27 protein-coding genes and 1 pseudogene are annotated in these 23,045 nt (G+C 53.5%); 18 read left to right on the top strand and 10 right to left on the bottom strand.

Going from position 1 to position 23,045, the window contains the following annotated elements:
• Positions 1-93 precede the first annotated feature (93 nt).
• Complete coding sequence (locus WEB64_RS02700) at positions 94-336, bottom strand: type II toxin-antitoxin system Phd/YefM family antitoxin (RefSeq protein ID WP_368065514.1); 243 nt, start codon at positions 334-336, stop codon at positions 94-96.
• A 201-nt stretch (positions 337-537) separates the two neighbouring features.
• On the opposite strand from WEB64_RS02700, the gene WEB64_RS02695 reads away from it, so the two are divergent.
• The 4 genes from WEB64_RS02695 to WEB64_RS02680 are packed head-to-tail and all read left to right on the top strand — an operon-like array spanning position 538 to position 2,602.
• Positions 538-1,089 carry a type IV toxin-antitoxin system AbiEi family antitoxin gene (locus tag WEB64_RS02695; protein WP_368061916.1) on the top strand — a complete coding sequence of 184 codons (552 nt, stop codon included), beginning with the start codon at positions 538-540 and terminating at the stop codon, positions 1,087-1,089.
• A complete protein-coding gene (locus WEB64_RS02690) occupies positions 1,076-1,981 on the top strand; it encodes a nucleotidyl transferase AbiEii/AbiGii toxin family protein (RefSeq protein ID WP_368061917.1) in 906 nt (301 codons plus the stop codon). The genes WEB64_RS02695 and WEB64_RS02690 overlap by 14 nt, the downstream gene beginning before the upstream one ends.
• Positions 1,959-2,225 (top strand): type II toxin-antitoxin system RelE/ParE family toxin, encoded by a 267-nt coding sequence (locus WEB64_RS02685; RefSeq protein ID WP_368061918.1) that lies wholly within the window; start codon positions 1,959-1,961, stop codon positions 2,223-2,225. Before WEB64_RS02690 ends, WEB64_RS02685 begins: the two co-directional genes overlap by 23 nt.
• Complete coding sequence (locus tag WEB64_RS02680; protein ID WP_368061919.1) at positions 2,222-2,602, top strand: helix-turn-helix domain-containing protein; 381 nt, start codon at positions 2,222-2,224, stop codon at positions 2,600-2,602. Before WEB64_RS02685 ends, WEB64_RS02680 begins: the two co-directional genes overlap by 4 nt.
• A gap of 7 nt (positions 2,603-2,609) precedes the next feature.
• Here the strand turns inward: WEB64_RS02680 and WEB64_RS02675 are convergent, their stop codons facing one another.
• The 3 genes from WEB64_RS02675 to WEB64_RS02665 form a co-directional block, all read right to left on the bottom strand.
• Positions 2,610-2,933, bottom strand: coding sequence for a DUF86 domain-containing protein (locus tag WEB64_RS02675; protein WP_368061920.1), 324 nt, complete (start codon positions 2,931-2,933; stop codon positions 2,610-2,612).
• A complete protein-coding gene (locus WEB64_RS02670) occupies positions 2,918-3,322 on the bottom strand; it encodes a nucleotidyltransferase domain-containing protein (RefSeq protein ID WP_368065513.1) in 405 nt (134 codons plus the stop codon). Before WEB64_RS02670 ends, WEB64_RS02675 begins: the two co-directional genes overlap by 16 nt.
• 115 nt (positions 3,323-3,437) lie before the next feature.
• Positions 3,438-3,743 carry a nucleotidyltransferase domain-containing protein gene (locus WEB64_RS02665; protein WP_368065512.1) on the bottom strand — a complete coding sequence of 102 codons (306 nt, stop codon included), beginning with the start codon at positions 3,741-3,743 and terminating at the stop codon, positions 3,438-3,440.
• Between the two features lie 274 nt (positions 3,744-4,017).
• Here WEB64_RS02665 and WEB64_RS02660 point away from each other — a divergent pair.
• The 3 genes and pseudogenes from WEB64_RS02660 to WEB64_RS02650 all read left to right on the top strand — a co-directional run.
• A pseudogene (locus WEB64_RS02660) lies at positions 4,018-4,086 on the top strand (type II toxin-antitoxin system ParD family antitoxin); the annotation flags it as partial.
• A 25-nt stretch (positions 4,087-4,111) separates the two neighbouring features.
• Complete coding sequence (locus WEB64_RS02655; RefSeq protein ID WP_368065511.1) at positions 4,112-4,261, top strand: type II toxin-antitoxin system ParD family antitoxin; 150 nt, start codon at positions 4,112-4,114, stop codon at positions 4,259-4,261.
• A 33-nt stretch (positions 4,262-4,294) separates the two neighbouring features.
• Positions 4,295-4,546: a type II toxin-antitoxin system RelE/ParE family toxin gene (locus tag WEB64_RS02650; protein ID WP_368065520.1), complete on the top strand. Its 252-nt coding sequence runs from the start codon at positions 4,295-4,297 to the stop codon at positions 4,544-4,546.
• 198 nt (positions 4,547-4,744) lie between these two features.
• On the opposite strand, the gene WEB64_RS02645 is transcribed toward WEB64_RS02650, so the two are convergent.
• A complete protein-coding gene (locus WEB64_RS02645; protein ID WP_368061924.1) occupies positions 4,745-4,942 on the bottom strand; it encodes a BrnT family toxin in 198 nt (65 codons plus the stop codon).
• A 144-nt stretch (positions 4,943-5,086) separates the two neighbouring features.
• Between WEB64_RS02645 and WEB64_RS02640 the strand changes: the two genes are divergently transcribed.
• Positions 5,087-6,052 (top strand): transposase, encoded by a 966-nt coding sequence (locus WEB64_RS02640; protein ID WP_368061925.1) that lies wholly within the window; start codon positions 5,087-5,089, stop codon positions 6,050-6,052.
• 74 nt (positions 6,053-6,126) lie between these two features.
• On the opposite strand, the gene WEB64_RS02635 is transcribed toward WEB64_RS02640, so the two are convergent.
• The 3 genes from WEB64_RS02635 to WEB64_RS02625 form a co-directional block, all read right to left on the bottom strand.
• Positions 6,127-6,429 carry an addiction module antidote protein gene (locus WEB64_RS02635; protein WP_368061926.1) on the bottom strand — a complete coding sequence of 101 codons (303 nt, stop codon included), beginning with the start codon at positions 6,427-6,429 and terminating at the stop codon, positions 6,127-6,129.
• Positions 6,426-6,725, bottom strand: coding sequence for a type II toxin-antitoxin system RelE/ParE family toxin (locus tag WEB64_RS02630; protein WP_368061927.1), 300 nt, complete (start codon positions 6,723-6,725; stop codon positions 6,426-6,428). The genes WEB64_RS02635 and WEB64_RS02630 overlap by 4 nt, the downstream gene beginning before the upstream one ends.
• Before the next feature lie 236 nt (positions 6,726-6,961).
• A complete protein-coding gene (locus WEB64_RS02625) occupies positions 6,962-7,447 on the bottom strand; it encodes a pilin (protein ID WP_368061928.1) in 486 nt (161 codons plus the stop codon).
• 377 nt (positions 7,448-7,824) lie between these two features.
• Between WEB64_RS02625 and pilB the strand changes: the two genes are divergently transcribed.
• From pilB to WEB64_RS02575, 10 genes are all read left to right on the top strand, one after another.
• Positions 7,825-9,537, top strand: coding sequence for a type IV-A pilus assembly ATPase PilB (pilB, locus tag WEB64_RS02620; protein WP_368061929.1), 1,713 nt, complete (start codon positions 7,825-7,827; stop codon positions 9,535-9,537).
• A 14-nt stretch (positions 9,538-9,551) separates the two neighbouring features.
• Positions 9,552-10,772 carry a type II secretion system F family protein gene (locus WEB64_RS02615; RefSeq protein WP_368061930.1) on the top strand — a complete coding sequence of 407 codons (1,221 nt, stop codon included), beginning with the start codon at positions 9,552-9,554 and terminating at the stop codon, positions 10,770-10,772.
• 65 nt (positions 10,773-10,837) lie between these two features.
• Positions 10,838-11,713, top strand: coding sequence for an A24 family peptidase (locus tag WEB64_RS02610; protein ID WP_368061931.1), 876 nt, complete (start codon positions 10,838-10,840; stop codon positions 11,711-11,713).
• Complete coding sequence (gene coaE / locus WEB64_RS02605; RefSeq protein WP_368061932.1) at positions 11,714-12,337, top strand: dephospho-CoA kinase; 624 nt, start codon at positions 11,714-11,716, stop codon at positions 12,335-12,337. It abuts the gene before it with no gap.
• Between the two features lies 1 nt (position 12,338).
• A complete protein-coding gene (locus tag WEB64_RS02600) occupies positions 12,339-13,400 on the top strand; it encodes a hypothetical protein (RefSeq protein ID WP_368061933.1) in 1,062 nt (353 codons plus the stop codon).
• On the top strand, positions 13,397-14,128 hold the full coding sequence (tsaA, locus tag WEB64_RS02595) for a tRNA (N6-threonylcarbamoyladenosine(37)-N6)-methyltransferase TrmO (protein ID WP_368061934.1): 732 nt from the start codon (positions 13,397-13,399) through the stop codon (positions 14,126-14,128). Before WEB64_RS02600 ends, tsaA begins: the two co-directional genes overlap by 4 nt.
• Positions 14,129-14,232: 104 nt before the next feature.
• A complete protein-coding gene (locus WEB64_RS02590; protein ID WP_368061935.1) occupies positions 14,233-16,593 on the top strand; it encodes a response regulator in 2,361 nt (786 codons plus the stop codon).
• 7 nt (positions 16,594-16,600) lie between these two features.
• On the top strand, positions 16,601-16,789 hold the full coding sequence (yacG, locus tag WEB64_RS02585; RefSeq protein ID WP_368061936.1) for a DNA gyrase inhibitor YacG: 189 nt from the start codon (positions 16,601-16,603) through the stop codon (positions 16,787-16,789).
• 152 nt (positions 16,790-16,941) lie between these two features.
• Positions 16,942-17,499: a YfaZ family outer membrane protein gene (locus tag WEB64_RS02580; protein ID WP_368061937.1), complete on the top strand. Its 558-nt coding sequence runs from the start codon at positions 16,942-16,944 to the stop codon at positions 17,497-17,499.
• Positions 17,500-17,773: 274 nt separating this feature from the next.
• Entirely contained in the window at positions 17,774-18,676 is a 903-nt protein-coding gene (locus WEB64_RS02575; protein ID WP_368061938.1) for a glucosaminidase domain-containing protein, read from the top strand.
• Here WEB64_RS02575 and WEB64_RS02570 read toward each other — a convergent pair.
• Together WEB64_RS02570 and WEB64_RS02565 are read right to left on the bottom strand one after the other, a co-directional pair.
• The gene (locus tag WEB64_RS02570) at positions 18,668-21,382 is read right to left on the bottom strand and encodes a LuxR C-terminal-related transcriptional regulator (protein WP_368061939.1); all 2,715 of its coding nucleotides are present in this window, start codon (positions 21,380-21,382) and stop codon (positions 18,668-18,670) included. The two genes, WEB64_RS02575 and WEB64_RS02570, sit on opposite strands and share 9 nt — an antisense overlap.
• Positions 21,383-21,658: 276 nt before the next feature.
• Entirely contained in the window at positions 21,659-23,026 is a 1,368-nt protein-coding gene (locus WEB64_RS02565) for a DUF1329 domain-containing protein (RefSeq protein ID WP_368061940.1), read from the bottom strand.
• Positions 23,027-23,045: the final 19 nt, after the last annotated feature.

Raw genomic sequence — 23,045 nt, 5'->3', positions numbered from 1 at the left:
GTCACCCAGAAGCGCCAAAGCATCGGGCGTCAACTGCTCAGGAGCACCTGCCGCCCAAAGGAGAATGTGGGTATCCAGAATGAGATTCAAGCGTTATCCCCCAAACATTTCTGCAATTTCCCGCTCTCCCATGCGGTCAAAATCGTCGGGGACCTTGATCTGACCTTTCATGAAACCCAGCCGTCGTTCAGAACCTAATTCCGGACTATCGATTGCAGTAACACGCGCTACCGGCTTCCCTGCTTTGGCAATAACGAACGGCTCACCCTTCATAGCTTTATCAACCAGAGAAGAAAGCCTTGTTTTGGCTTCATGCATATTGACGGTTAACATCATCCACCTCAAAACTGGACTTAGTCTAGTTAGCTTAGTTTATTAAGGCGAATTCCTCAATCTTTAGCAATACCGGGTCAGACCCCAGTACATTTTAACGGGCCAAATGTCTTGGGGTCTGACCCCCCATAGATCGAGACTGCATTTTCTTGCATTAACTCCGCGCTTTATTACACTATTAATAACAAAGCGAGGACTTTAACTGTGCAACCGATACAGCGACTGGAGCGATGGTTACTCGCGTCCCAATTGGCCAGAACTGGGGGCTTATATTCAGCGGCATCCTTCCGATCACTGTTCCCGGACCTGAGCCCGGGAGCATATCGGGCTCTGCTTCACCGTGCAGAAAAGCGCGGGCTGCTGGAGCGAGTGTGTCAGGGCGTCTACCAATATGTGGGCGCACCCGATAACAGTGGCTTGATCCTGTTCCATGCCGCCGCGCTCTTGCGTGCCAGACACTTTAACTACATCAGTCTGGAAACCGTGCTCAGCGAAGCAGGCCTGATCTCCCAAATACCCATTGCCTGGATTACCCTAGTAAGCACCGGTCGCTCGGCCACGATAGACTGCGGCCGTTTCGGAACGATCGAGTTTGTGCATACGGAGCGCGCAATGTCTCATATCATTGATGAATTGAGTTATGACGCGGATCGGCACCTGTACCGCGCTTCGCCAAAATTGGCGTTGGCGGATATGCACCGGTTCAACCGTTCTACAACTGACCTGATTCCGGGATCTGACGATGGGACTATTTGACTCACTGGTTGACGAAGCCATACAGAACCAGAGCGAGCTTTCTGTGCTTCGCCCTGTGGTGGAGAAGGAAATATTGCACCACGACATTCTACGCGAATTGAGCCACGCAGACCTGCTCCAGAAACTCACATTCATTGGCGGGACATGCTTACGGGCCTGCTACGGCTCCAACCGCCTTAGTGAAGACCTGGATTTTACAGGCGGGGCCGATTTCAACAAGGCTGTACTGGACAGACTCAAGGACACGCTCGAAACACGGCTCCGTGAGAAGTATGAGCTGCCCATCACCGTAACGGAGCCAAAGGCAGAGAAACAGGGGAATGTAGACACCTGGAAGCTTAGCGTGAACACTCAGCCAGAGCGGCCTGACAGGCAAGCACAAAGAATCCATCTGGACATCTGCGCTGTACCCAGTTACCAGGTGACACCAAGGACTCTTCGAAATCACTACAGAATCAATTTAGGTACTGAGTCCCTCATCATCAATGCCCAGACTCGAGAGGAAATTTTTGCCGATAAGTTGGTGGCATTTGCTATGAGACCAGGGCGGCTGAAACATCGGGATCTTTGGGATATCGCCTGGCTGACCCAAGGTGGCATTGTACCGGCCTATGAGCTTCTCAATACAAAACTCGCGGATCACGGACAATCAGTCAACGCCTTCCTTGAACGCGCGGAAGAACGCCTGAAGCTGCTTGAACTAGAACGGCAGAAAAAGGATTTCATATTCGAAATGTCCCGGTTTATTCCGCCAGACCGACTCAACCAAACAGTCCGGCAGGACGGTTTTTGGTCGTATCTCAGCAACACCACCACGGAAAAGATCCGCGAAGCGCAAAAGCAGCTAGAGAGCAAACCATCGCACAACCGTGGACCCTCATTTCCAATGTGAACTGGGGTCAGACCCCAAAACAAACCTTCAGAAGATACCCCGACCACAGGCACAAAAGCTCCAGCGCGAACTGGAGGCAATGGCTCAAGCCCCGCACGCCTACCGGGGCGACTGGAAACCCATGAAAGGCGAGCCGTATTGGCGTTTAAGGCTAGGCCGTTACAGGGCGATATGTAGCATCAATGATGGCGAGCTGGTGGTTTTGGTGCTGAAGATTGGTTCAAGAGGAGATATTTACAAATGAGCGCGCAAATTATTGAACGGGAAGGTAAACCGGAATACGCCGTGCTGCCCTACACCGAATACCTGGAGCTTCTGGAGTTGGTGGAAGACGTACAGGACGCCGTGGACGCCCGGGAAGCGATGCTCGAACTGGCGAGCGACAAGGATGAAGCGATACCCGCTGAGATCGTCAGCCGCCTGATCGCCGGTAACGAGCATCCGCTGAAGATCTGGCGGGAGTATCGCGAGCTGACCCAAGAGGCTCTGGACAACGCTGCTGGCGTCGGCAAGTCTTACACCAGCCAGATCGAAGCTGGCAGCAAGTCCGGCTCAGCCAGGGTTCTGAAATCGTTGTCGGAAACGCTGGGGGTAGACATGGACGACCTGTTGGTGGAATAGTTTGGGGTCAGACCCCACATTCCATTACATTTCTGAACCCAACTGCTTTGCGAAGCCGGTCTGAGAGTGCCTTATCGATAACACCCGCCTCCGAGAGTGCGCTGAACATTTGCCCCATCGTCTGGGGAGATTTTGAATTGCTATGTTCCGATAGCCAATGGGCCGCAATATCAACGCATACCTGAACTGCCCGAGTCAGATTCAGAGCAATAATATCCTGAGCATCCAAGTCAGCCCTTAAGCCCTCGGCGGTAGGCGGCACTTTCGATTCAATGCGCTGAACGCATCGCCTGAGGGATTCAAGTTTCTGGTTGATTAACTGTTGATCCATGCCTTCCTGCGTCCTTCAAGAATCCGCTGTTGGTAAGGAACAAAATCTTCCTGGTCTACAACATTGCGAAAGATCAGATCTCCCCACAGGCTTCGCTCACCCATTATCTGCTTTCCATGGGTGACGATTTCGTTCAGGACTGGTTGGCCCGATTCTCTCAAATCGATGAGATCCACTGCCCGACCAGTGGCTAATGTAATGGCTTCTATCAGAGCAATCCTGTCGGCAGAGATCATTGGGGTCTTCGTGAGCACTGCAATGTCGATGTCACTATCTGGGGTCGCACCACCCTTGATAATAGACCCGAATACCGCGGCCAGTACAATGTCTGGGAAACGTTGAAGTGCCAGCGTTACGTTGGTGAGTTCCTGTTCAGAGGCCTGGGCCATCATACTTCCCTCGAAATGATGCAATTCTCAGTTTAACAGAGATCGTGGATTAATCTCGGAACTGGAATCGGGGAGCGGGGTTAGTTTGGGGTCTGACCCCATATGTTTGGAAAGGCTAAACCTGGACCCGGAGCGGTAAGGCTAGTGCCTGTCCATGAAATGATCCGTCCATGAAATGATCCGATTCTCTCAAATCGATGAGATCCACTGCCCGACCAGTGGCTAATGTAATGGCTTCTATCAGAGCAATCCTGTCGGCAGAGATCATTGGGGTCTTCGTGAGCACTGCAATGTCGATGTCACTATCTGGGGTCGCACCACCCTTGATAATAGACCCGAATACCGCGGCCAGTACAATGTCTGGGAAACGTTGAAGTGCCAGCGTTACGTTGGTGAGTTCCTGTTCAGAGGCCTGGGCCATCATACTTCCCTCGAAATGATGCAATTCTCAGTTTAACAGAGATCGTGGATTAATCTCGGAACTGGAATCGGGGAGCGGGGTTAGTTTGGGGTCTGACCCCATATGTTCAGCGTGGCGCCATTTATGAAAACGCACTGCCGATTCTGGAAAGGCTAAACCTGGACCCGGAGCGGTAAGGCTAGTGCCTGTCCATGAAATGATCCACATACTTGAATGGTAATCGTGCCCTGGCTAAAATTGTGTTAATTGTTAACACTCAGAAAAGGGGAACTTTATGGCCAGAACAACCAGTATCAGTATCGGTGCTCAGTTAGATGATTTTGTGGGGAAACTGATCGAATCAGGACGATACGGGTCAACTAGCGAGGTTGTCCGCTCCGCTCTACGACTTGCTCGAGCGCCAGGAAAATCAGTGGGCGGCGTTAAGACATACGATAGAAGCTGGCGACCAAAGCGGCGAAAGCGATTTTTCCCTCCATGACATTGCCGCCCAGGTGAAGCAGCAGCATGATGTATAGGCTCTCAAACCTCGCGGTAAAGGATTTGCGGGCATCTACGAATACACCCTGCTTAATTTTGGTGCTCTTCAGGCAGACACGTATACCGACGATCTGGATAGAGCCCTTAATCTGCTGTCTGAATCACCATTGATCGGTTTCGAATGCTCTGAAATCGCCACGGGTGTTCGCCGTCATGATCATCAGAAACATGCCATCTATTACCGGAAGCGTGAGTGCGACATCTTTGTACTCAGAATACTTCACCAACAGATGGATCCAGGAAGGCATCTTTTAGAGCTTTAAAGATCTGAGCTTACCAGGCAGGCGCCCGATCATGTGCGGACCTTTGGCGATCAGGTCAGGCTGTGTTGTGCCTTTCCATGACCATCTTGTATGCCTGTTCATACTCAATCCACCAGTTATTATCTCGGGTCGCCCGCGATGCCAGCGCTAATATCTTCCTCTTCCTGGTCTGACGGCAACTCAAACACCCTGCCCGATTTAGATTTTATCTGCATATAGCCTCACCTCTCGTCGGTTAGCCTTGCGGAGACTGATTACTCGCCGGACATCTCCCCATTCGCTAAAAACAACGCAGTAAACGCGAGTACCAATGGGCGCATACCCGATCACCCGACGCTCACCGTAATTACTACGAGCATCTTCAATGGCCCACAGAGACCCCCTTAGGGCCTGCACCCTTTACCCTACTGACTGAGCATGCAGCTATCCTTGCGCATTTTAACTTGCCCCCCCTGAAAATCTGAAATACTGTATAAACTAACAGCTGTATATTTATATAGCTTTGGCGGCGTATCAACTACTAAAAGACAAGGAGTCACCATGCCAAAAGCCAGGGCGGAGCTGGTCTGCGCTGCAGACACCCCCTTTTATCACGTGATTTCACGCTGCGTGCGGCGCACCTTTTTGTGCGGACAAGATCGCGCTACCGGGCGCTGCTACGAGCACCGGCGGGGCTGGATTGAAGAACGCATCCGCCTGCTGGCCTCCGTGTTTGCGGTGGATGTGGCCGCCTACGCGGTGATGTCCAACCACTACCACCTGGTGGTAAAACTCAGCGCGGACGATGTGAAAGCCTGGAGCAACGACGAAGTACTGGCGCGTTGGTGCAGTCTACATAAGGGGCCGCCGCTGGTGCAGCGGTATCGCCGAGGTGACAACCTTCGCCCTGCCGAACTGCGGCGAGTGGATGAGTATGCAGACATCTTCCGGCAGCGGCTGACCGACTTGAGTTGGTTTATGAAATGCCTGAACGAGCCGATAGCCAGGCAGGCGAACCGAGAAGACGAGTGCACCGGCCATTTCTGGGAAAGCCGTTTCAAGTCCCAGGCTTTAGACACGGAAGAGGCTCTGCTCTCGTGCATGGCGTACGTCGACCTGAACCCCATCCGCGCCGCCATGGCAGAGACGCCGGAAACCTCCGACCACACCAGCATTAAAGAACGCATTCACCCCACCTTTAACCTGGCTGAGGCGATCGCACGACAAACGGAACAGCAGGCGCGGAATGACTTCTCCGTGCCTCTGAAACCGCTGCTCGGTTTTGAAGGCGTGATCCGCAATGCCTTTCAGCGCGGCATCCTGTTCAGCTTTGAGGATTACCTGGAGCTGGTGGATTGCACCGGGCGCATCAGCCGGAGTGATAAGCGTAGTGCCATTGACGAAAACGCACTGCCGATTCTGAACAGGCTGAACCTGGACCCGGAGCGGTGGTGCCACCGGGCTACGGCGTTTGAAGACAGTTATCAGGACTACCGGAATCCTGGCGGTCGGCGACGAGCGGCCTAAACCCCTTCCCTTCATTGCTCAAATCTGTCTATCGGCGCTCCCGCCGAGGCATTGACGCGCCTGAGATTTCAACATTACGCAGCAGGCTTCTCATGGTGAGGACGTGCTGTCAAATCTACCCCAAGTGCTTGCATCACTGCGAGCATAGTTTTTAGGGTCGGATTGCCCCGCTCGCTGAACGAACGGTAAAGCTGCTCACGGGAAAGACCGGTTTCCCGGGCCAGTTCCGTCATGCCCTTGGCACGAGCTACCACGCCCATTGCTTTGGCAATATAAATCGAATCACCGGTTTCCAACGCATCCCCGAGAAACACCGCGATGGACTCCTCGTTGTCCAAGGCCGCCGCTGGATCATAATCGTAAATTTTGTCGCTCATAACTCCTCCAATTCCAGCGCCAAACGCTGTGACGTCTCGATATCGGTCTGTTGAGTGCTCTTGTCTCCACCGCAAAGCAAAATAACAACCTCATTACCGCGTTGCTTGAAGTAAATACGATATCCAGGACCGTAATGGATACGCAGCTCACTAACGCCCCGCCCAACAGGCTTAACATCCCCGGCCAAGCCATTGGCAAGCCGAAAAATGCGGGCAGCAATCAGTGTCTTGGCACGCGAGTCCCGGAGTTTGCGCTCCCATTTTCGGTAGGTATCGGTCTGTTTGATGTCAAGCATCTGCTGATCGTAGTTTATGAACTACAGGAAAACAAGATTGAAAGGGTCTGTGCATGAGTAAAATACGAGTACAGGCTTATACCTGTTCATGAACAAAAATGCAGCTTTGAACATAAGACGGAAATACGCGCAGTCAGACACGACAAAGGCCCAGAGGTCGAAACCTCCGGGCCTTTGTGGATCAGGTCAGGCTATGTTGTATCGCTACAGGGCTATCGTGTAGCGATACCAGTTATTCACTGACATCCGGTAGGTCTGAACTGTGTATCTGCGTCGGTGGTGCAGGTCCAAGAACCGTCCGCAGAGCGGGTCCAAGTTAGAGTGTCTGCAGCAAGAATCGCTGCGGCGTTGTTACCAAAAGTAGAAATTATAGCGACTGTCGGGATCATCGGAGCATCTGGAGTAATTTGCGGCACACCTGTACCCGCGGGCACTGCAACAGGAGTTTGAGAAGCACCAGTTAGCAAGTTAGAACCCGTAGCACCCGGATCACATTCCCCAGCACCAGTTCCGACAGTCAAGCGTCCGTCCAAAATACAGGTCTCAACAGCCGTTTTGATAGCACCGGTTTCAGCCATCACACGATTGACCTGAGAGCGCGCTATGTAATTCTGATACTGAGGAATAGCGATAGCCGCCAAAATACCAATGATCGCCACAACGATCATCAATTCGATCAGCGTGAAACCCTTCTGGGCGTGATTGATTTGCATGTTTTTCATATGTGACCTCTGGTTGTGTCGTCTTTATGTTTCCCGGCCCGGGAGTCGGCAGAGCTTTCGCCCCGAACCGTTTGAGCCTGAAAGCTAACCTGCATCACCCGTGCCAATTGACTGAAAACTAATTAAAACCATGTAAAACAATTGCGTATTTGCCGCTTGGCCGCTTCTAAGACCGGACAGGTCAACAAGGACATGACGCAGTCCGTCGGCGACTGACACTTTTCGTCACCCTTCCCCTAACATTTGGCGACATCCCGTAACCAAAAACCCGCGCCAGGCCAGCGGTTCGGCTTTTAAAACCCTTTAGAGCCATCTAAACTCATATCCACATTATTGAAATTCCGTTTCAACCACTTACGGACTAATCTTCAACGTCTATGGCAACCAATAAAAGTAATGTAACCCTGACGGGCCTCGCGCGACGCTTTGTGGATGACGGCCTGCTGGATGAGCCAACCGCAAAGGACGCTTTTCTCCAGGCATCAAGCAACAAAATCCCGCTGATTACCTACCTGGTTCAGAACAAACTGGCAGACAGTAAGGGGCTGGCATTCTCTGCGGCAATGGAGTTCGGCGTTTCGGTATTGGATCTCAGTAGCTTTATGCCGGAGATGCTGCCGGAGAAGGTGGTTGACGAAAAACTGATTCGCAAGCACAACGCCCTGCCTCTTTATAAGAGAGGTAACCGCCTTTTTATTGCGGTGTCTGACCCTACCAATATTCAGGCTTTGGACGAGATCAAGTTCAACACAGGCCTGAGCACAGATGCTGTTCTGGTGGACGATGCACGCCTCAGGGAAGCCATCGACAAATTTCTGGAATCCCAGGACACCTCAATGGGTGATCTGGACGATGCGGATCTGGAGGGGGTCGAAACTGAGGGTGGTGAAAAGGACGATGACAGCGCTACCGTCTCAGCGGAAGTCGATGATGCGCCCATCGTAAAATACGTAAACAAAATGTTGCTGGACGCCATCCGGGGGGGTGCCTCGGACGTCCATTTTGAGCCTTATGAAAAAGTTTACCGGGTGCGATACAGGACCGATGGCATATTGAAGGAGATGTCGCGCCCCTCTATCAAGCTGGCCCCCAAGATCGCTGCCCGCGTAAAAATCATGGCTCAACTGGATATTTCAGAACGGCGGGTTCCCCAGGACGGCCGTATCAAGATGAAGCTGTCGAAAACCAAAGCTATCGACTTTCGGGTGAATACCCTGCCCACCCTGTGGGGCGAGAAAATTGTACTGCGGATACTCGATCCGAGTCAGGCTCAGATGGGTATCGATGCTCTGGGCTATGAGGAGTACCAGAAAGAATTGTATATGGAAGCCCTGGCACAGCCACAGGGTATGATTCTGGTTACCGGGCCAACGGGTTCGGGTAAAACAGTGTCGCTTTACACTGGTCTGAATATTCTTAATACGTCCGAACGGAACATTTCTACAGCGGAAGACCCCGCAGAAATTAACCTTGAGGGCGTTAACCAGGTCAACGTTAACAACCGTGTTGGTCTCGGGTTTGCCGAAGCCCTGCGTGCGTTTCTTCGTCAGGACCCGGACATCATCATGGTGGGCGAGATCCGGGATCTTGAAACCGCCAACATCGCTATCAAGGCGGCCCAAACCGGCCACCTGGTTTTATCGACCCTGCACACCAACAGTGCTGCCGAAACCCTGACTCGTATGATGAACATGGGCGTGCCCGCCTTTAACATTGCCACGTCCGTCAGCCTGATTATTGCCCAGCGTTTGGGACGTCGTTTATGCAATGGATGTAAGGAGCCTCTCGACGTTCCCAAGCATATCCTTATAGAGGAAGGCTTCACAGACGCACAAATTGAAACAGGGTTCACGTTGTACCGCCCCAAGGGCTGTGATAAATGCAATATGGGATATAAAGGTCGCGTCGGTATTTACGAGGTGGTCAAGGTTACGGAAGCGCTGGCAAACATGATTATGGAAGAAGCCAGCTCCATCAAGATTGCAAAACAGGCCCAGGCGGAAGGCTTCAAAAATCTGCGACAGTCTGCTCTTGAAAAAGTCATGCAGGGTGTGACCAGTCTCGAAGAGGCCAACCGGGTAACCGGCTGATTTAGGAATTAACCATGGCAGCAAAAACAGAAAAACTTTCCGCATTTGTATGGGAAGGGAAAGACCGAAAAGGCAACAAAACCAAAGGTGAGGTTTCAGGTACCAACCTGGCTTTGGTCAAGGCCCAGCTTCGCAAGCAGGGAATCATTCCCAGTAAGGTCAAGAAGAAGCCCAAGCCGCTTTTCGGTGGCAGCAAGAAGATTACGCCCTTCGATATCGCAATGTTCACCCGGCAATTGGCGACGATGATGAAGGCGGGTGTTCCTTTGGTACAAAGCTTTGATATCGTTACAGACGGCCTGGAAAACAAAGGGCTTCAAGAACTCGTCACTGCGATCCGTAATGATGTTGCCGCAGGTACAAGCTTCGCTGGCGCGCTTCGCAGGCACCCGAAACACTTCGATGACCTCTACTGTAATCTGGTGGACTCTGGAGAAAAAGCTGGTGCGCTTGAGCAGATGCTGGACCGTATTGCCCACTACCTTGAAAAGACAGAAATTCTTAAGAAAAAAGTAAAGAAGGCAATGACTTATCCAATCGCAGTAATTGTCGTTGCTCTTATTGTTAGTGCAATTTTGCTGGTTAAAGTCGTGCCGCAGTTCGAGAGTCTTTTCCAAGGCTTTGGGGCCGACCTCCCGGTCTTTACCCAAATGGTCGTTGAGCTTTCAGACTGGATGCAGTCGTGGTGGTTTGTCGTGCTGATTGGTATTATCGGCACGATTTTTCTGTTCAAAGAAGCCAACCGTCGGTCGCAGAAGTTTTCAGACATTGTAGACAAACTCGTCCTCAAGCTACCAGTGATGGGTGAGATTATTGACAAATCCGCCGTGGCAAAATTTGGACGAGTGCTATCTACAACATTCGCGGCCGGTGTTCCATTAGTGGACGCCCTCGATTCCGTTGCAGGCGCGACTGGCAACGCGGTATACCGCGACGCTATTCACAAAATAAAAGACGAAGTTTCAAGCGGCACCCAACTTCAAGTAGCCATGAAGCAAGTTGACGTCTTCCCGGTTATGGCCGTGCAATTAACAGCCATCGGTGAAGAATCCGGTAATCTGGACGAGATGCTGTCGAAAGTCGCAGATCACTATGAAAACGTCGTGGATGATATGGTGGACAACCTGACTGCCCTTATGGAACCGATGATCATGGCGGTATTGGGCGTGCTGGTGGGTGGTTTGATCATCGCCATGTATCTACCGATATTCCAGATGGGCGCCGTTGTTGGCTAACACTGGCTTCAGAAAAAGGCGGGGCTCACCCCGCCTTGCTCAACCTCCAATCTCCGGCTCGCTCCATGGCAAACCTAGACTTCCTGATCAACACCCCGTGGTTTCTTTATTCGGTTGTTGCGATTTTCTCCCTGTGCATTGGCAGCTTTCTCAACGTTGTAATCCTGCGCCTGCCCAAAATGATGCACCAGGACTGGCGCTGTCAGTGCGAGGAGTTTCTTGAGCTTCCGGATGCACAACGAAAGCCAGAGGAGAAGGTAACCCTCTCGACACCAAACTCCATCTGCCCTTCCTGCGGCCATGAAATCAAACCCTGGGAGAACATTCCGGTGGTCAGCTATCTGTTTTTGCGAGGCAAATGCTCGAGCTGTAAATCCCCGATCTCAGCACGGTATCCGGTTATCGAAGCCTGCACAGCGCTGTTCTCAGTATTCACGATCTATCTGATGGGGCCGACGTTGGCTGGGTTATGCTCGTTGCTGCTGGTGTGGGCGCTGGTGGCGCTAACGATGATCGATTTCGATACCCAGTTGCTACCGGACAGCATAACCCTCCCTCTTCTATGGCTGGGCTTGATTCTCAATGCCGTTGGCGTTCTTACCGACTTTGAAAGTGCCTTCTGGGGCGCGGTGGCAGGTTATCTGTCGCTCTGGTCGGTTTATTGGCTGTTCAAGCTGGTAACCGGCAAAGAGGGCATGGGCCATGGCGATTTCAAACTGTTGGGAGCTTTGGGGGCCTGGCTGGGCTGGCAGCTTTTGCCAGCGGTGATTCTGTTATCTTCCGTGGTCGGCGCTGTAGTGGGGGTCAGTCTGATCGTGTTCAAGCGCCAGGGCCGTGAAGTTCCTATTCCTTTCGGACCTTATTTGGCCGCAGCGGGTTTACTTTGCCTCTGGTTCGGGGCGGAGATTCAGGCGGCCTGGTATGCCTATCTTGGTGTTTAAATGACTGATCCAATCGTTATCGGCCTGACTGGCGGCATCGGCAGTGGCAAGTCCACCGTCGCGGGTCTGTTCCGGAGCTTCGGCATTCATACCGTCGATGCGGATAATGTTGCGCGGGAAGTGGTCGAGCCCGGCACGGATGCTTTGTCTCAGATAGCCCAGCACTTTGGCGAGCAACTACTTGCAACTGACGGCACCCTGGACCGCGCTGCCCTGAGAACGATTGTGTTCAAGGAGCCAACTGAACGGGAATGGCTTGAGGCGCTGTTACACCCGATTATCCGTCAGGAACTGGAGCGACAGCTCAAACCACTGGAATACTCCCTGCCATATACAATGCTGGTATCACCTTTGTTGCTGGAAACCGATCAGCACACGATGGTCGAGCGAATTATTGTGGTGGATGTTCCAGAATCCGTGCAGCTCGAGCGCACGATGGCGCGGGATAATAACTCCCGGGATCTTGTGGAGCGTATTATCGCAGCCCAGATTCCCCGGCAAAATCGCCTTGAGAGAGCGAGTGATGTGATTGATAATAGTCGCGCTCTTGATCAGGTGCGTCAGCAGGTTGAATTGCTGCACCGCCGGTTCTTATCGGATTATTCATCACCCCATCGGGACTGACGTGCGCTCGACCCCCACTAGTTACCTTTTTGCGTTCTTGCTGCTTCTGCCCGCGTCTACCTGGGCCGAATCGCTGATACTGACGCCTGACGCCGAGACCGAACTCACGGTTGAGTCATTGCCTCCCGCTTTTTATGATTTTCACCCTGATGAATACTGGGCGGAACCCGAAGACTCCTACTGGACCGAATTCTCAAGCTGGGTATTGGGCCAGCACGATACTCATTCCGAGCGCGTACAACTTTTGGGCGAATGGGCCGACAGAACTCTCTCCGGCAACCCCCGCGCGGCGCCGAACAACGAGAGCTACTTGCGTATCGGCTTTGCTGCGGAGTCTGAGTACGGCGACCCTGCGCAGTTCAAACCGGAGGCCCGTTTCAAACTCGATGTGCCTACCGTCGAGGAGAAACTTCGCCTGGTTATTGAAAGTGAGAGCGACGAGCTCATTCCTCTCAGTGAACGCCGCCGTGATCGACAACTGACTGAGAACCAGCGCTCGGAAACTGACGCCACGGGGGCCTTCCGATTACTTTCCGAGCTTGGTGATTCCATTAATTTGAGCAACGATATTGGTGCCCGCCTGCGATTTCCACCGGATGCGTTCTGGCGGGCCCGCGCCAAAGGCAGCTGGCAACTCGACCGCGAGTGGCGGGCTACGGTCGACCAACGCCTTTACTATTTTCACGTCGACGGCTGGGGTGAACGCACCTGGGTCGGTTTTGACCGTTTGATGTTCGATGGCTGGCATTTTCTCAGTGCCTCCGAAGCGGCCTGGGTGCACAGGGACCGTAACTTCGAACTTGCCCATGTGCTCAGCCTTTACAAACAGCTGAATAACCGGGCTGAGCTGAACCCCCGGGTGGGAATTCTGGGTGAGAGCAACCCGAACTGGCATACCACCAACATATTTGCCGATCTGACTTACCGCTACCGGCTATATGAAGACTGGCTGTATGCTGAAATCATCCCGACCATCGAATTCCCCAGGGACTACAGTTTTAAGGACCGAGGGTCCCTGATTTTCCGACTGGAACTCTATTTTTCGGGCAACCTGGACCTATGAGCCGCCACCCGTCAAAAACATCGGCCGAGGCGCTTACCCTCACACCCATAGCGATTACCCGCTCCTGTTTCCAGGACAAATTTGGCGTACCCAGACAACCCGGGCTTACACGTTTTGCCTGGGCAGATTTGATCATCCAGCCCCCATTTGATCGTGAAGACGCCTTCAGGGGTCTGGAATCCTGCAGTCACCTCTGGCTGACCTTTCAGTTTCACGAAGCCATCCGGGCAGAATGGCGACCGGTAGTGAGGCCTCCACGATTAGGCGGCAACCGGAAGATCGGGGTATTTGCCAGCCGATCTCCGTTCCGACCCAACAGCCTGGGTCTTTCTGTTGTGCGCAATGAGGGGCTTAGCCGACGAGACGGACAACTGGTGCTGCGCGTACGGGAACACGACCTGATCGACGGCAGCCCGATTCTTGATATCAAGCCCTACCTTCCATTTGCCGACGCCCTGCCGGAGGCGCGAATAGGGTGGGCAGAATCACCGCCCCATGAGCGACTCGCTGTCACATTTTCAGCCCAGGCGGAGCAGCAACTCGCTGATCTCGATGAAAACAACTACCCTGATTTTCGGGGTCTGATTGAAGATGTGGTGAGCTATGATCCCAGGCCCTCCTTCCGGCGCGGTCGAGATGAGGAGCGAATTTACGGTGCGCACTTGTATGATTGCAATGTGCGCTTTCGTTTCACCTCCGGGGTCGTGGAAGTATTGACTATTGTTTGACTATTGGATAAGGCATTCAGCAATGAAAGTTGGCCCGCCAGTCTGTTAAACTGACGTGCGAATTACCGAGAGCCGGAATTGCTAATACACAGGGAAGAAGTGCTTTGCCGCTGCCGTCCGTTGTAAGAAAGCTGGGAGTACGGCCACTCGCCGCTCGCCTGCTCATCTATGTACTGCTATTCAGCCTGTTGCTCTCTCTTATAGCGACAGGCTTGCAGATGCTCGGGGAATTTGACCGGCGCCAGAATGATCTGATCTACACCCAGGAAAAAGCGGCCGAGATACTGGCAAACAATCTGGCAAATCACATCTGGCTTATGAACTTCAAAGAGCTGAGCACCAGCCTTGAAGACATTCTCGCTTTCCCGGTTATTCAGTTTGCCCGCGTCACCACCGCCAGCGGTGAAGAGTTCAGTGCCGGAAGTTACCCTGAAGGCCGGATAATCAGCCATGAATACCCCCTGGTTTTTGACCGCACCGGCTCTGACCGTCCGCCGGAAACCATGGGCCAGCTGACACTGGTCTCCTCCGTGGAACAGATTCATCAGGATATTCTCGATCGGGCTCTGCTGACGCTACTGTTCCAGTCACTGTTGGTTATGCTCGGGACGCTCGGGTTGCTGATGATCGTACGTTTGATGTTGTCGCGACATCTGGAAACCATTGCGAGTTACACCACCCGCCTGAACCTGGACGCGCTGATCGAGCCACTAAAACTCAAACGCAAGGAGCCAAAAACGCCCGATGAATTGAGCGAAATGGAGCAGGCTCTAAATACCATGCGACTCAAGCTGCTGGAGGAGGCTCGCTCCTTGCGCCAGTCCAGCCTCGCATCTCAGGGAGAGCGCGACGAAGCCGTCAGGGCCAACAATGCCAAGAACCTGTTTCTGGCCAACGTCAGCCATGAATTACGGACACCTTTGCAGGCCGTGCTTGGCTACGCCAGTCTTCTGGGTGATACCCGGCTGGACCACGAACAGGAGGAATACGTTCATACGCTGCAACACGCCGGTGAAAATCTGTCTGCCATCATTAATGACCTGCTGGACATTTCCAGTATGGAAGCAGGCAAGCTGGTACTCGATACCATTCCCTTCGATTTGAGAGAAACCTTGAATGATCTCGTTACCATGCTGGGCGGGCGGGCCCGCGAAAAAGGGCTGGCGCTGGAACTTCGAGTGGATGAGAACCTGCCTTTCGCCCTGAGGGGCGACCCGGTAAGGCTTCGCCAAATATTGCTGAACCTGGCCTCCAACGCGATCAAGTTTACCGATTCCGGTCATGTCCTGGTGAGCATTGAGGTAATGGGACGGGATGGCGAAGATGTTCATTTGCGCATTTCAGTGGAAGATACCGGAGTCGGGATCAATGCCGACGACCTGCCACTGGTTTACGAGCCCTACGTCCAGCTTGGCAAACGCTTTCAGCGCCAACTGCCAGGTGCCGGGCTCGGCCTAACTATTTGCCGGCAACTGGTAACACTGATGGGTGGGCGGATGGATGTTGAAAGCCAGCCGAGCGAGGGTTCAACGTTCTGGCTTGAGATGTCGCTGACCGCCGCTCCCGACGGCGCCACCCGCATTCGTCCAGATACCCGAATGATTCGCGGCAAGCGGGTATTGGTAGTGGATTCCTACGAGTTGTCCCGAAAAATTACGCTGGAAATGCTGTCCCGTTTTGAGGTCGATATTGACGCCGTCAAGTCCGCAGCAGAAGCATTGACCATGCTGCGCCAGGCCTCAGACAACGGCCGGAACTACGACGCCGTAATACTTGATGGCTTTGTACCAGACATGGACAGCGACCTGCTTTGCCAGCAAATTCATGACAACCGTGGCTGGCAAGAGACCCGAATGCTGATTCTCTCTTCCAACCCCCAGCGGGGTGATGCCGAACATTTCCGTCAGGCGGGGGCTGATGCGTTCCTGAGTAAATCCCTGCGGGATTCCTGCCTCACGCCCATTCTGCATCAACTCTTTGTGGATGCAACTCATGGAGAGCGATCATTCCTGACCCGGTTCTCCCTGCAGTCCAGCGCGGTTCAACAACGCAGTAGTACCCTGCCCTGCAGTCGTATGCGGGTATTGTTGGTGGAGGATAACCCCGTGAACCGCACGCTGACCCGGCGGCTGCTCGAAAAGCTTGGCTGCGATGTAACCACTGCCAATGACGGTGAGGCCGCATCAAGCCTTTGGCAGTGGCAACCGTTTGATCTGATCTTCATGGATTGTATGATGCCCAGGGTGGACGGTTTTGAGGCCACCCGGCGACTGCGAGAGTATGAGAGCACTGGAGGTTTACCGCCGGTGCCGGTGGTCGCCCTGACAGCCAGCGCTATGGAAAAGGATGAGGAACGTTGTCGGCGAGCAGGAATGGATTCGTTTGTAGCCAAGCCGGTTAATATGGAAATGCTACGGGCAGTGCTCGAACAGTACTGTCAAAAATCACAAGCCAGAGACTCCTGATTAGCCCATGATTGTCGATTGCCCAACCTGTAAGAAGCCCGTGGAATGGGTGGACAGTAATACCTACCGCCCTTTTTGCTCAGAACGCTGTAAAATGATTGACCTTGGCGCCTGGGCGAACGAGGAATATCGTGTACCCGCAGAAAACGCCGATCCGAATGACCTCGACCAGGGCGGCGAAGAAACCAGCCACTGAGGCTGTGAACAGTTCGAACTTACCGCGATGTAAGTTGAGCGCGGTATTCGTGCCCGCTATCATGTTGTTCGGTAACTGTTTCCTGACTATTCACCGCTGATTTCCAGTTACCAGTCACCACCGCGAAACACTTAGAGAATAAGGCTTAAAAAATGAAGTACTCCCGCGTACCGCTTATCGTACTATCGCTCGCCGCCGCACCGGTCTTCGCCAGCGATTTTGATCTTTCGCTAACCAATGATTCAGCCAAGGGGCAGGTGAACTTTTTTGATACCAACGCCGATATGCAACTTGGCGCTGGCTACACGTATCACGAAGGCAGCCGCAATATCGGCAATATCGATTTCCACGCCCAGGGCCGTACTGCATTGGGCAACCTGCCAGCCACCGCGGGCCTGGGTCTGAAAGCTCTGGGCTGGGATGATGATCGCCTCGACGGCGCCGCAATCGGCCTGGGCGGTTTTGGCACTGTTAACATTCCGAATGTACCCGGCTTGTCGCTACACGGCGCGCTGCATTATGCCCCCAGCATTCTCTCCTTCGGTGACTCGGAAGACATGACCAGCCTCGAAATGCGCGTCAGTTATCGCGTGATCCGTAATGCGGAGTTGTTCGGTGGCTATCGCTACCTGAATACCGACCTGGAAGACATCCGTGGTGACATCAATCTGGATGAAGGCGTGATGGTTGGTATGAAGCTGTTTTTCTGAACCGCTCGCTTTAACCTATTGAATCGCGGTTGAAACCGCTCCTACAAAGGATTGAGATTCGTGCTCGAATGGTAGGAGCGACTTCAGTCGCGAGGTTTTCAATCGCGGTTGAAACCGCTCCTACGATGGATCGGGATTCGTGCTCAAATTATGGAATGGCTGGCCTCCAACGAGGCTAGGCTGAGCAGTACGCTTTGAAGCGAAACAACCAAACACTGAATACAACGTATAACCTGATACAATTGCAGGTATGTATTCAGAGACGAGAGGCGTTATGTCTGCGGGAATTCGACTGGTTGGGTTTGCTGTTCCATTGTTGCTGGCTCTGATTGCGGGCGCTCTCTACAGCCCTGCACCGCTGGACGACAGTGAAGCCGATGACATCGAACTGAGCAGCCTGCCATCACTTCCAGGATGGGCTACCGCTGACCTGCCGGATTTCTCAACCTACGATGACACCACTGACAAGAAAGTCGCCTTTTTCTCGTTTCTTTATCCACGCATTGTCCTGGTCAACGCCCGCATTCTGATACAACGCCAGTATCTGATGGAATTAGGTCAGAAAGATAAGCTCACGGGCGAGGAGCTAAGCTGGCTTGAACAGCAATCCGAGCGCCTGCGGGTAGAGGTAGACATCGGTAGTGACGAGATGTTCGACATGCTTGCCCGAAAACTGGATGCCATTCCTCCATCGCTGGTTCTCGCCCAGGCGGCCAATGAGTCTGCCTGGGGAACTTCGCGCTTTGCCCGCCGTGGTAATAATCTGTTTGGTCAGTGGTGTTTTTCCGAAGGCTGCGGCCTGGTGCCCGAAAGCCGCGTCGATGGAGCCAGCCATGAAGTTGCGAACTTCCAATCACCCTATCAGTCCATTCGCTCTTACATACAGAACCTGAATCGTCATCCGGCTTACCGTACCCTGCGCAATACTCGCGAACAGATCCGCCAACGCGGGAGTAACGTAACCGGCCATGCTCTGGCCCAGGGCCTGATCAGCTACTCCGAGCGCGGGGCAGAGTATGTAGAAGATATCCGCAGCATGATTCGTTATAACAATCTGGCGTTTTACGATAAGCAATATCGGGCAAAGATTGGTAATGGATCCGACGCACCTCAATTGATGGAAGTCTCTACCGCAGCAGAAGACATTTTACTTCCAACGACCCTTAATTCAGAGTAAACCGAGCTCTCTGGCTCTCACTATTGCCTGGGTTCGGGATTTTACTTCCAACTTCGCATTGATGCGCCGGGCATGGGTTTTCACCGTGTGAAGAGATATATGAAGCCTGTCGCCGATGTCCTGATTTGACAGCCCCATGGCGATTAATTCCAGCACGCCCTGTTCCCGATCACTAATCGGTTCTGCCAGGGGCGCCGCCGACCGCGCAGGCACTGCCACGCCATCGCTAAGTTCAAAGACCGCTTTCAGCGACGTTACAAAGGCCGAATCCGGCAGACGCTGCAGTGCTGGCCGGACCAGGTCAACAAGTTCCTGTTTGAGCTCCACAAACGGGCTCAGGTAATGCTCGTCAGTCGCTTTGGCGATAGCGGCCTTGAGACGACTCCACGCTTTGTCTGCTTTACCCGCCTGGTGATAGGCAATCGCATCCAGCAGATCCCCATAAAGATGTATGCCAAAAGGCTGGGTTGACGCTCCCAGTAACTCTCGAGATCGATTCTGCTCCGGCTGAACACCAGCGAGTTTACCGCTCCCCAGCTCATAACGAACCTGCAGGGTATCCAGCAGACCCGGCAACATGGGAAACAGTTCCGGCACCCGTTGCTGATTTCGGTACTCTCTTAGTTTGAGCAAAGCAGGTGCCGCACTCTCGTGTTGATTCTGGCTTAGCCAGCACGTGGTTTTGAGTGCTTCCAGTACCGGTACATAGACCGCGTCATCCACGTGCCATATCTGCATAGTGCGCTCGGCCTGGCCAATCCAGGAAAATGCCTCAACCATGCGGCCCCTGGCTTTGGCAATTAACGTTCGCAATGCCATCGCCATCAGGAACGCCAGATCACGGGTCTGTTCTGCATAACGGGCGCAGTGTACCAGCAGCTTCTCGGCTTCCTCATTCCGGCCCTGATGCCAGAGCACCAATGCCAGACTGAGCTGTAACCTGCCTTCGCCGATGCGGGGTGGACGGTTAGGGTCGCTCATGGCCGCGTCAAGGCCGTGCCTCAGCAGCAGCTCTGCCCGTCTCAAGTAGCCTTTGCCCAACTCGATACGAGCGTGATCATACACAGCAAGCATTTCACAACCGGTGTCACCGGATTCCCGCGCCAGGCGGGATGCATTCCTGTTTGCGCTGCGCGCTTCGCTAAACCGTCCATCGGCACACAGGGCACTGGAGCGCACCAGCAATGCTATCAATCGTGCATGGAGGGTCAGGCCCGGGTCAGCAATGGCCTGATCTGCCTCCCGGAGAGCTTCATGGATATTGCCTTCACCCCGCAGAATAAACGCCCGCAACGCCGATAGCCGGCCATGCAGTGGCTCTTCATCCGCATGGGACAAAGCCTCAATCAATTTGCGAGCTTCTTCAAACTGGCCACCCACCGCATGCACCCATCCGTAAACCACACGCAGGCGAGGGCTCTGGCGAATCAGGCTCACCGGGAGATTACGACGCAACTTGAGCAACGAGGCGGTGTCCTGGCTTACCAGTAAAGCTTCTGACCCCTCTGAGGCTATAGACAGTGCCTGCTCCACGTCATTACTGATCAATGCATAACGTAGCGCCTCGGAGAAGTCTGCACGCGCTTCAAACCAGCGACTGGCGACGCCCGCCCGTGCTTTTGTTCCGTTCAGCCCTCGGTTAATCAACCAGTCCCGAGCTAGCGGATTAAATCGGAACCAGCGCCCACGCCCGGAGACCGGATAGAGCGGCAAGCCACTGTCTGAAGCCGAGGAAGGGCAAAAACTCCGATCACAGGCTTCATCCGCTATATGGAAAAAGAGATCATCCGAAATAACTTCAAACTCGGCCATGAGGCAGAGACAACGTTGTTGGCCAGAGGTCAACCGGTTGAACAGGGAGTCCTGGACGAACCGTTGCACACTTTGAGTTTCCTGAATTGGCAGACGTTCGTTATCGGATTCGAGCAGCTCCTGACGGAACAGCGCCAAAGGTGTTAGCCAACCTTCAGTCAAGGTATGGAGATGCTCTACCGCCAGCACGGTGAGGCGACCGGACCCCACACAGTCATCAAAAAATGCAAGCGTCTCCCCCCTGGTTAACGCCAGCGTCTCCGTCGTCAAACGATGAAAACGACCGGCCAGCGCAAATACATGGGTTTCTATCGGTAATGGGCGACGGGAAATCAGGACAAGCGTCATGGCGGAAGGCAACTCCTGCATGAGCTGCTCAACCAGTGCAAGCGCCGGTGCCGTCACCAGGACATCGGTCGCATCCAGCACCAGAATCAATGACTCGCTCGGGTAATCAGAGGCTCTGAACCCCGAGAGCAGAATCGTCATGGTATCCGTGAGGGCGCCGGAAACAGGCTTGACGAGGGACTGATGACGCAGCTCCGGGCGCTTGAGTGCGAGCATGAGCAAGGCCAGTAATCTGGAAGGATCATTGTCCTGAGCCGTCAGAGTGATCCAGCTCACTGACCCCGATGGACGGTTTGCTACAGCTTCGTATAACGCCTGTGATTTACCATAACCCGCAGGTGCTTCAAGATGAAGTATCTTCCCTGGCAACAGCGCCGAACCCAGCTTTCTGGCGACTTGGGCACGCTCAATACGCCAATCGGATGAATAGTATGGCGTTTTGATGCGATGTTGTAACAAATCCCAGATCAATTCTCCGGTCTGCGCTCCCCCCGCCAGCGACAGATATTCGTCGTTGGCTGCACAGCCTTCGTCAAATGGTTTCAATCTTGGCCCCGTCTTGTTCTGCTTGCCAGTCGCCGTTAGGAGCGATTGTCTGCTGACAATGTATGGTGTTTAGCCGATGGATTGTCGGGAAGGTCGCTATTATTTAACTTAAGGCTTTAGTCGTATACGCGAACCTTCGAGAAGGAGATTAAACCAAACCACGGGTCTGGCGCAAAAGATCGGTAAAAAAAGTCATTTTACCGGCGTAACTACAGGTTTTCAGAAACAAAAAAGCCGGCGCATTTGCGCCGGCTTTTTTATCACACTAAAGCAACTCTAGCGAGTACCCGCCCGGCGCAAGGCCGCAGGCGTGTAGTCTCTCGATGAGTGCTTGACACCAAACTCGTACGGATTCTGTTCTTCATTGGTCAGACCCAATGCAAGGTAACGACCGGACAGCAGATCGTACAACGTCTCAATCGCGTACCAGGGCACCTTATGATCGTAGAAGAACATATGGTGAGCTTCTGCCACGCGCCAGAGCTCACCGCGACCGTCGTAGTGATCAATAATGGCCGCCTGCCAGGAATCTTCGTCAATGTAGAAGTCACGCTGGCCATAGATATGACGCTCACCGTCTTTCAACGTCGCGCGAACGTGCCACACCCGGTGGAGCTCATAACGGGTCAGTTCCTGATTGATATGACCGGCTTTGATGATCTGGTCATAGCTCAGGTCGCGGTCGGTCAGCTTGTATGAGTTGTAGGGAATGTACATTTCCTTTTTGCCCACGAGCTCCCAGTCGTAACGGTCGGGTGCACCGTTATACATGTCGAAGTTATCCGTGGTCCGCATGCCGTCCGCAGCTGTGCCCGGTCCGTCATAGGCAACCTGAGGAGCACGGCGAACACGACGCTGACCGGCGTTATATACCCACGCACGGCGAGGTTCCTTGACCTGATCGATGGTCTCGTGAACCAGCAGTACGTTGCCCGCCAAACGTGCAGGTGCGGTAATAGCCTGCTTGAAGTAGAACAGAACGTTAGCATCTTCCGTTGGCGAGAAATCCTCCAGAGATGCACGCCAGGTCAGCTCATCCTGGAACTTGACCACACTGTAATTACCGTCAGCGGTCGGTGTTGCCTGGCCCACGTTTCGGGTTACCGAGCCACCCCGATAGCGGGTGATGTGGTTCCAGATCACTTCGAGGCCGTTCTCAGGGATCGGGAACGGTGTGGCATCCTGATAGTTCTTGAGGCCGTTGCCACCCGCGATCAACTCCACAGCTGTCGCATTCTCGACAGTTTCATCCAACACTTCTTGCGGATAAGTGGATGTCCGATGAGTCTCGTAAACAGGAAGCACGTAGTTATCGTACTTCTTGATCATTGCAATCTGGCCAGGGGACAGATTGTCCGAATACTCATCGACGTTGCTCTGGTCGATTGTAAACTTGGGCTGCTCATCCGGAAAAGGATTGACGTAGATACCATCACCTTCATAACTGGTAGGTATCTCTGCGTCCGTCATGCCGCCTCCCCACGCGGGGATAGCGCCACCGTTACCGGCCTTTTCAGCGCCCATTGGCGTCAGGGTATCGCCTAGCTTCGCAGCTTCTTCAGCTGAGACTGCAGCGAAAGCGTTGCCAGCGAACAGGGAGGCCGCAAGGACCCCCGTGGCAATCAGTTTCTTGTTCAGTTTCATTTATTGTTACCTCATTAAA

Source organism: Marinobacter sp., assembly GCF_040882185.1.
In the GTDB taxonomy this organism is placed as follows: Bacteria; Pseudomonadota; Gammaproteobacteria; order Pseudomonadales; family Oleiphilaceae; genus Marinobacter.
The sequence above is the reverse complement of the archived record's forward strand: the minus strand, read 5'-3'. Positions and strand labels throughout refer to the sequence as shown.

Excerpts from the sequence above, each read along its gene's own strand:
- WEB64_RS02580 (WP_368061937.1), top strand. The coding sequence starts at position 16,942 with ATGAAGTACTCCCGCGTACCGCTTATCGTACTATCGCTCGCCGCCGCA.
- WEB64_RS02625 (WP_368061928.1), bottom strand. The coding sequence starts at position 7,447 with ATGAAAAACATGCAAATCAATCACGCCCAGAAGGGTTTCACGCTGATC.
- coaE (WP_368061932.1), top strand. The coding sequence starts at position 11,714 with ATGACTGATCCAATCGTTATCGGCCTGACTGGCGGCATCGGCAGTGGC.
- WEB64_RS02690 (WP_368061917.1), top strand. The coding sequence starts at position 1,076 with ATGGGACTATTTGACTCACTGGTTGACGAAGCCATACAGAACCAGAGC.
- WEB64_RS02565 (WP_368061940.1), bottom strand. The coding sequence starts at position 23,026 with ATGAAACTGAACAAGAAACTGATTGCCACGGGGGTCCTTGCGGCCTCC.
- WEB64_RS02575 (WP_368061938.1), top strand. The coding sequence starts at position 17,774 with ATGTCTGCGGGAATTCGACTGGTTGGGTTTGCTGTTCCATTGTTGCTG.
- WEB64_RS02680 (WP_368061919.1), top strand. The coding sequence starts at position 2,222 with ATGAGCGCGCAAATTATTGAACGGGAAGGTAAACCGGAATACGCCGTG.
- WEB64_RS02665 (WP_368065512.1), bottom strand. The coding sequence starts at position 3,743 with ATGGCCCAGGCCTCTGAACAGGAACTCACCAACGTAACGCTGGCACTT.
- pilB (WP_368061929.1), top strand. The coding sequence starts at position 7,825 with ATGGCAACCAATAAAAGTAATGTAACCCTGACGGGCCTCGCGCGACGC.
- WEB64_RS02610 (WP_368061931.1), top strand. The coding sequence starts at position 10,838 with ATGGCAAACCTAGACTTCCTGATCAACACCCCGTGGTTTCTTTATTCG.
- WEB64_RS02640 (WP_368061925.1), top strand. The coding sequence starts at position 5,087 with ATGCCAAAAGCCAGGGCGGAGCTGGTCTGCGCTGCAGACACCCCCTTT.
- WEB64_RS02675 (WP_368061920.1), bottom strand. The coding sequence starts at position 2,933 with ATGGATCAACAGTTAATCAACCAGAAACTTGAATCCCTCAGGCGATGC.
- WEB64_RS02700 (WP_368065514.1), bottom strand. The coding sequence starts at position 336 with ATGATGTTAACCGTCAATATGCATGAAGCCAAAACAAGGCTTTCTTCT.
- tsaA (WP_368061934.1), top strand. The coding sequence starts at position 13,397 with ATGAGCCGCCACCCGTCAAAAACATCGGCCGAGGCGCTTACCCTCACA.
- yacG (WP_368061936.1), top strand. The coding sequence starts at position 16,601 with ATGATTGTCGATTGCCCAACCTGTAAGAAGCCCGTGGAATGGGTGGAC.
- WEB64_RS02630 (WP_368061927.1), bottom strand. The coding sequence starts at position 6,725 with ATGCTTGACATCAAACAGACCGATACCTACCGAAAATGGGAGCGCAAA.
- WEB64_RS02670 (WP_368065513.1), bottom strand. The coding sequence starts at position 3,322 with ATGGCCCAGGCCTCTGAACAGGAACTCACCAACGTAACGCTGGCACTT.
- WEB64_RS02615 (WP_368061930.1), top strand. The coding sequence starts at position 9,552 with ATGGCAGCAAAAACAGAAAAACTTTCCGCATTTGTATGGGAAGGGAAA.
- WEB64_RS02635 (WP_368061926.1), bottom strand. The coding sequence starts at position 6,429 with ATGAGCGACAAAATTTACGATTATGATCCAGCGGCGGCCTTGGACAAC.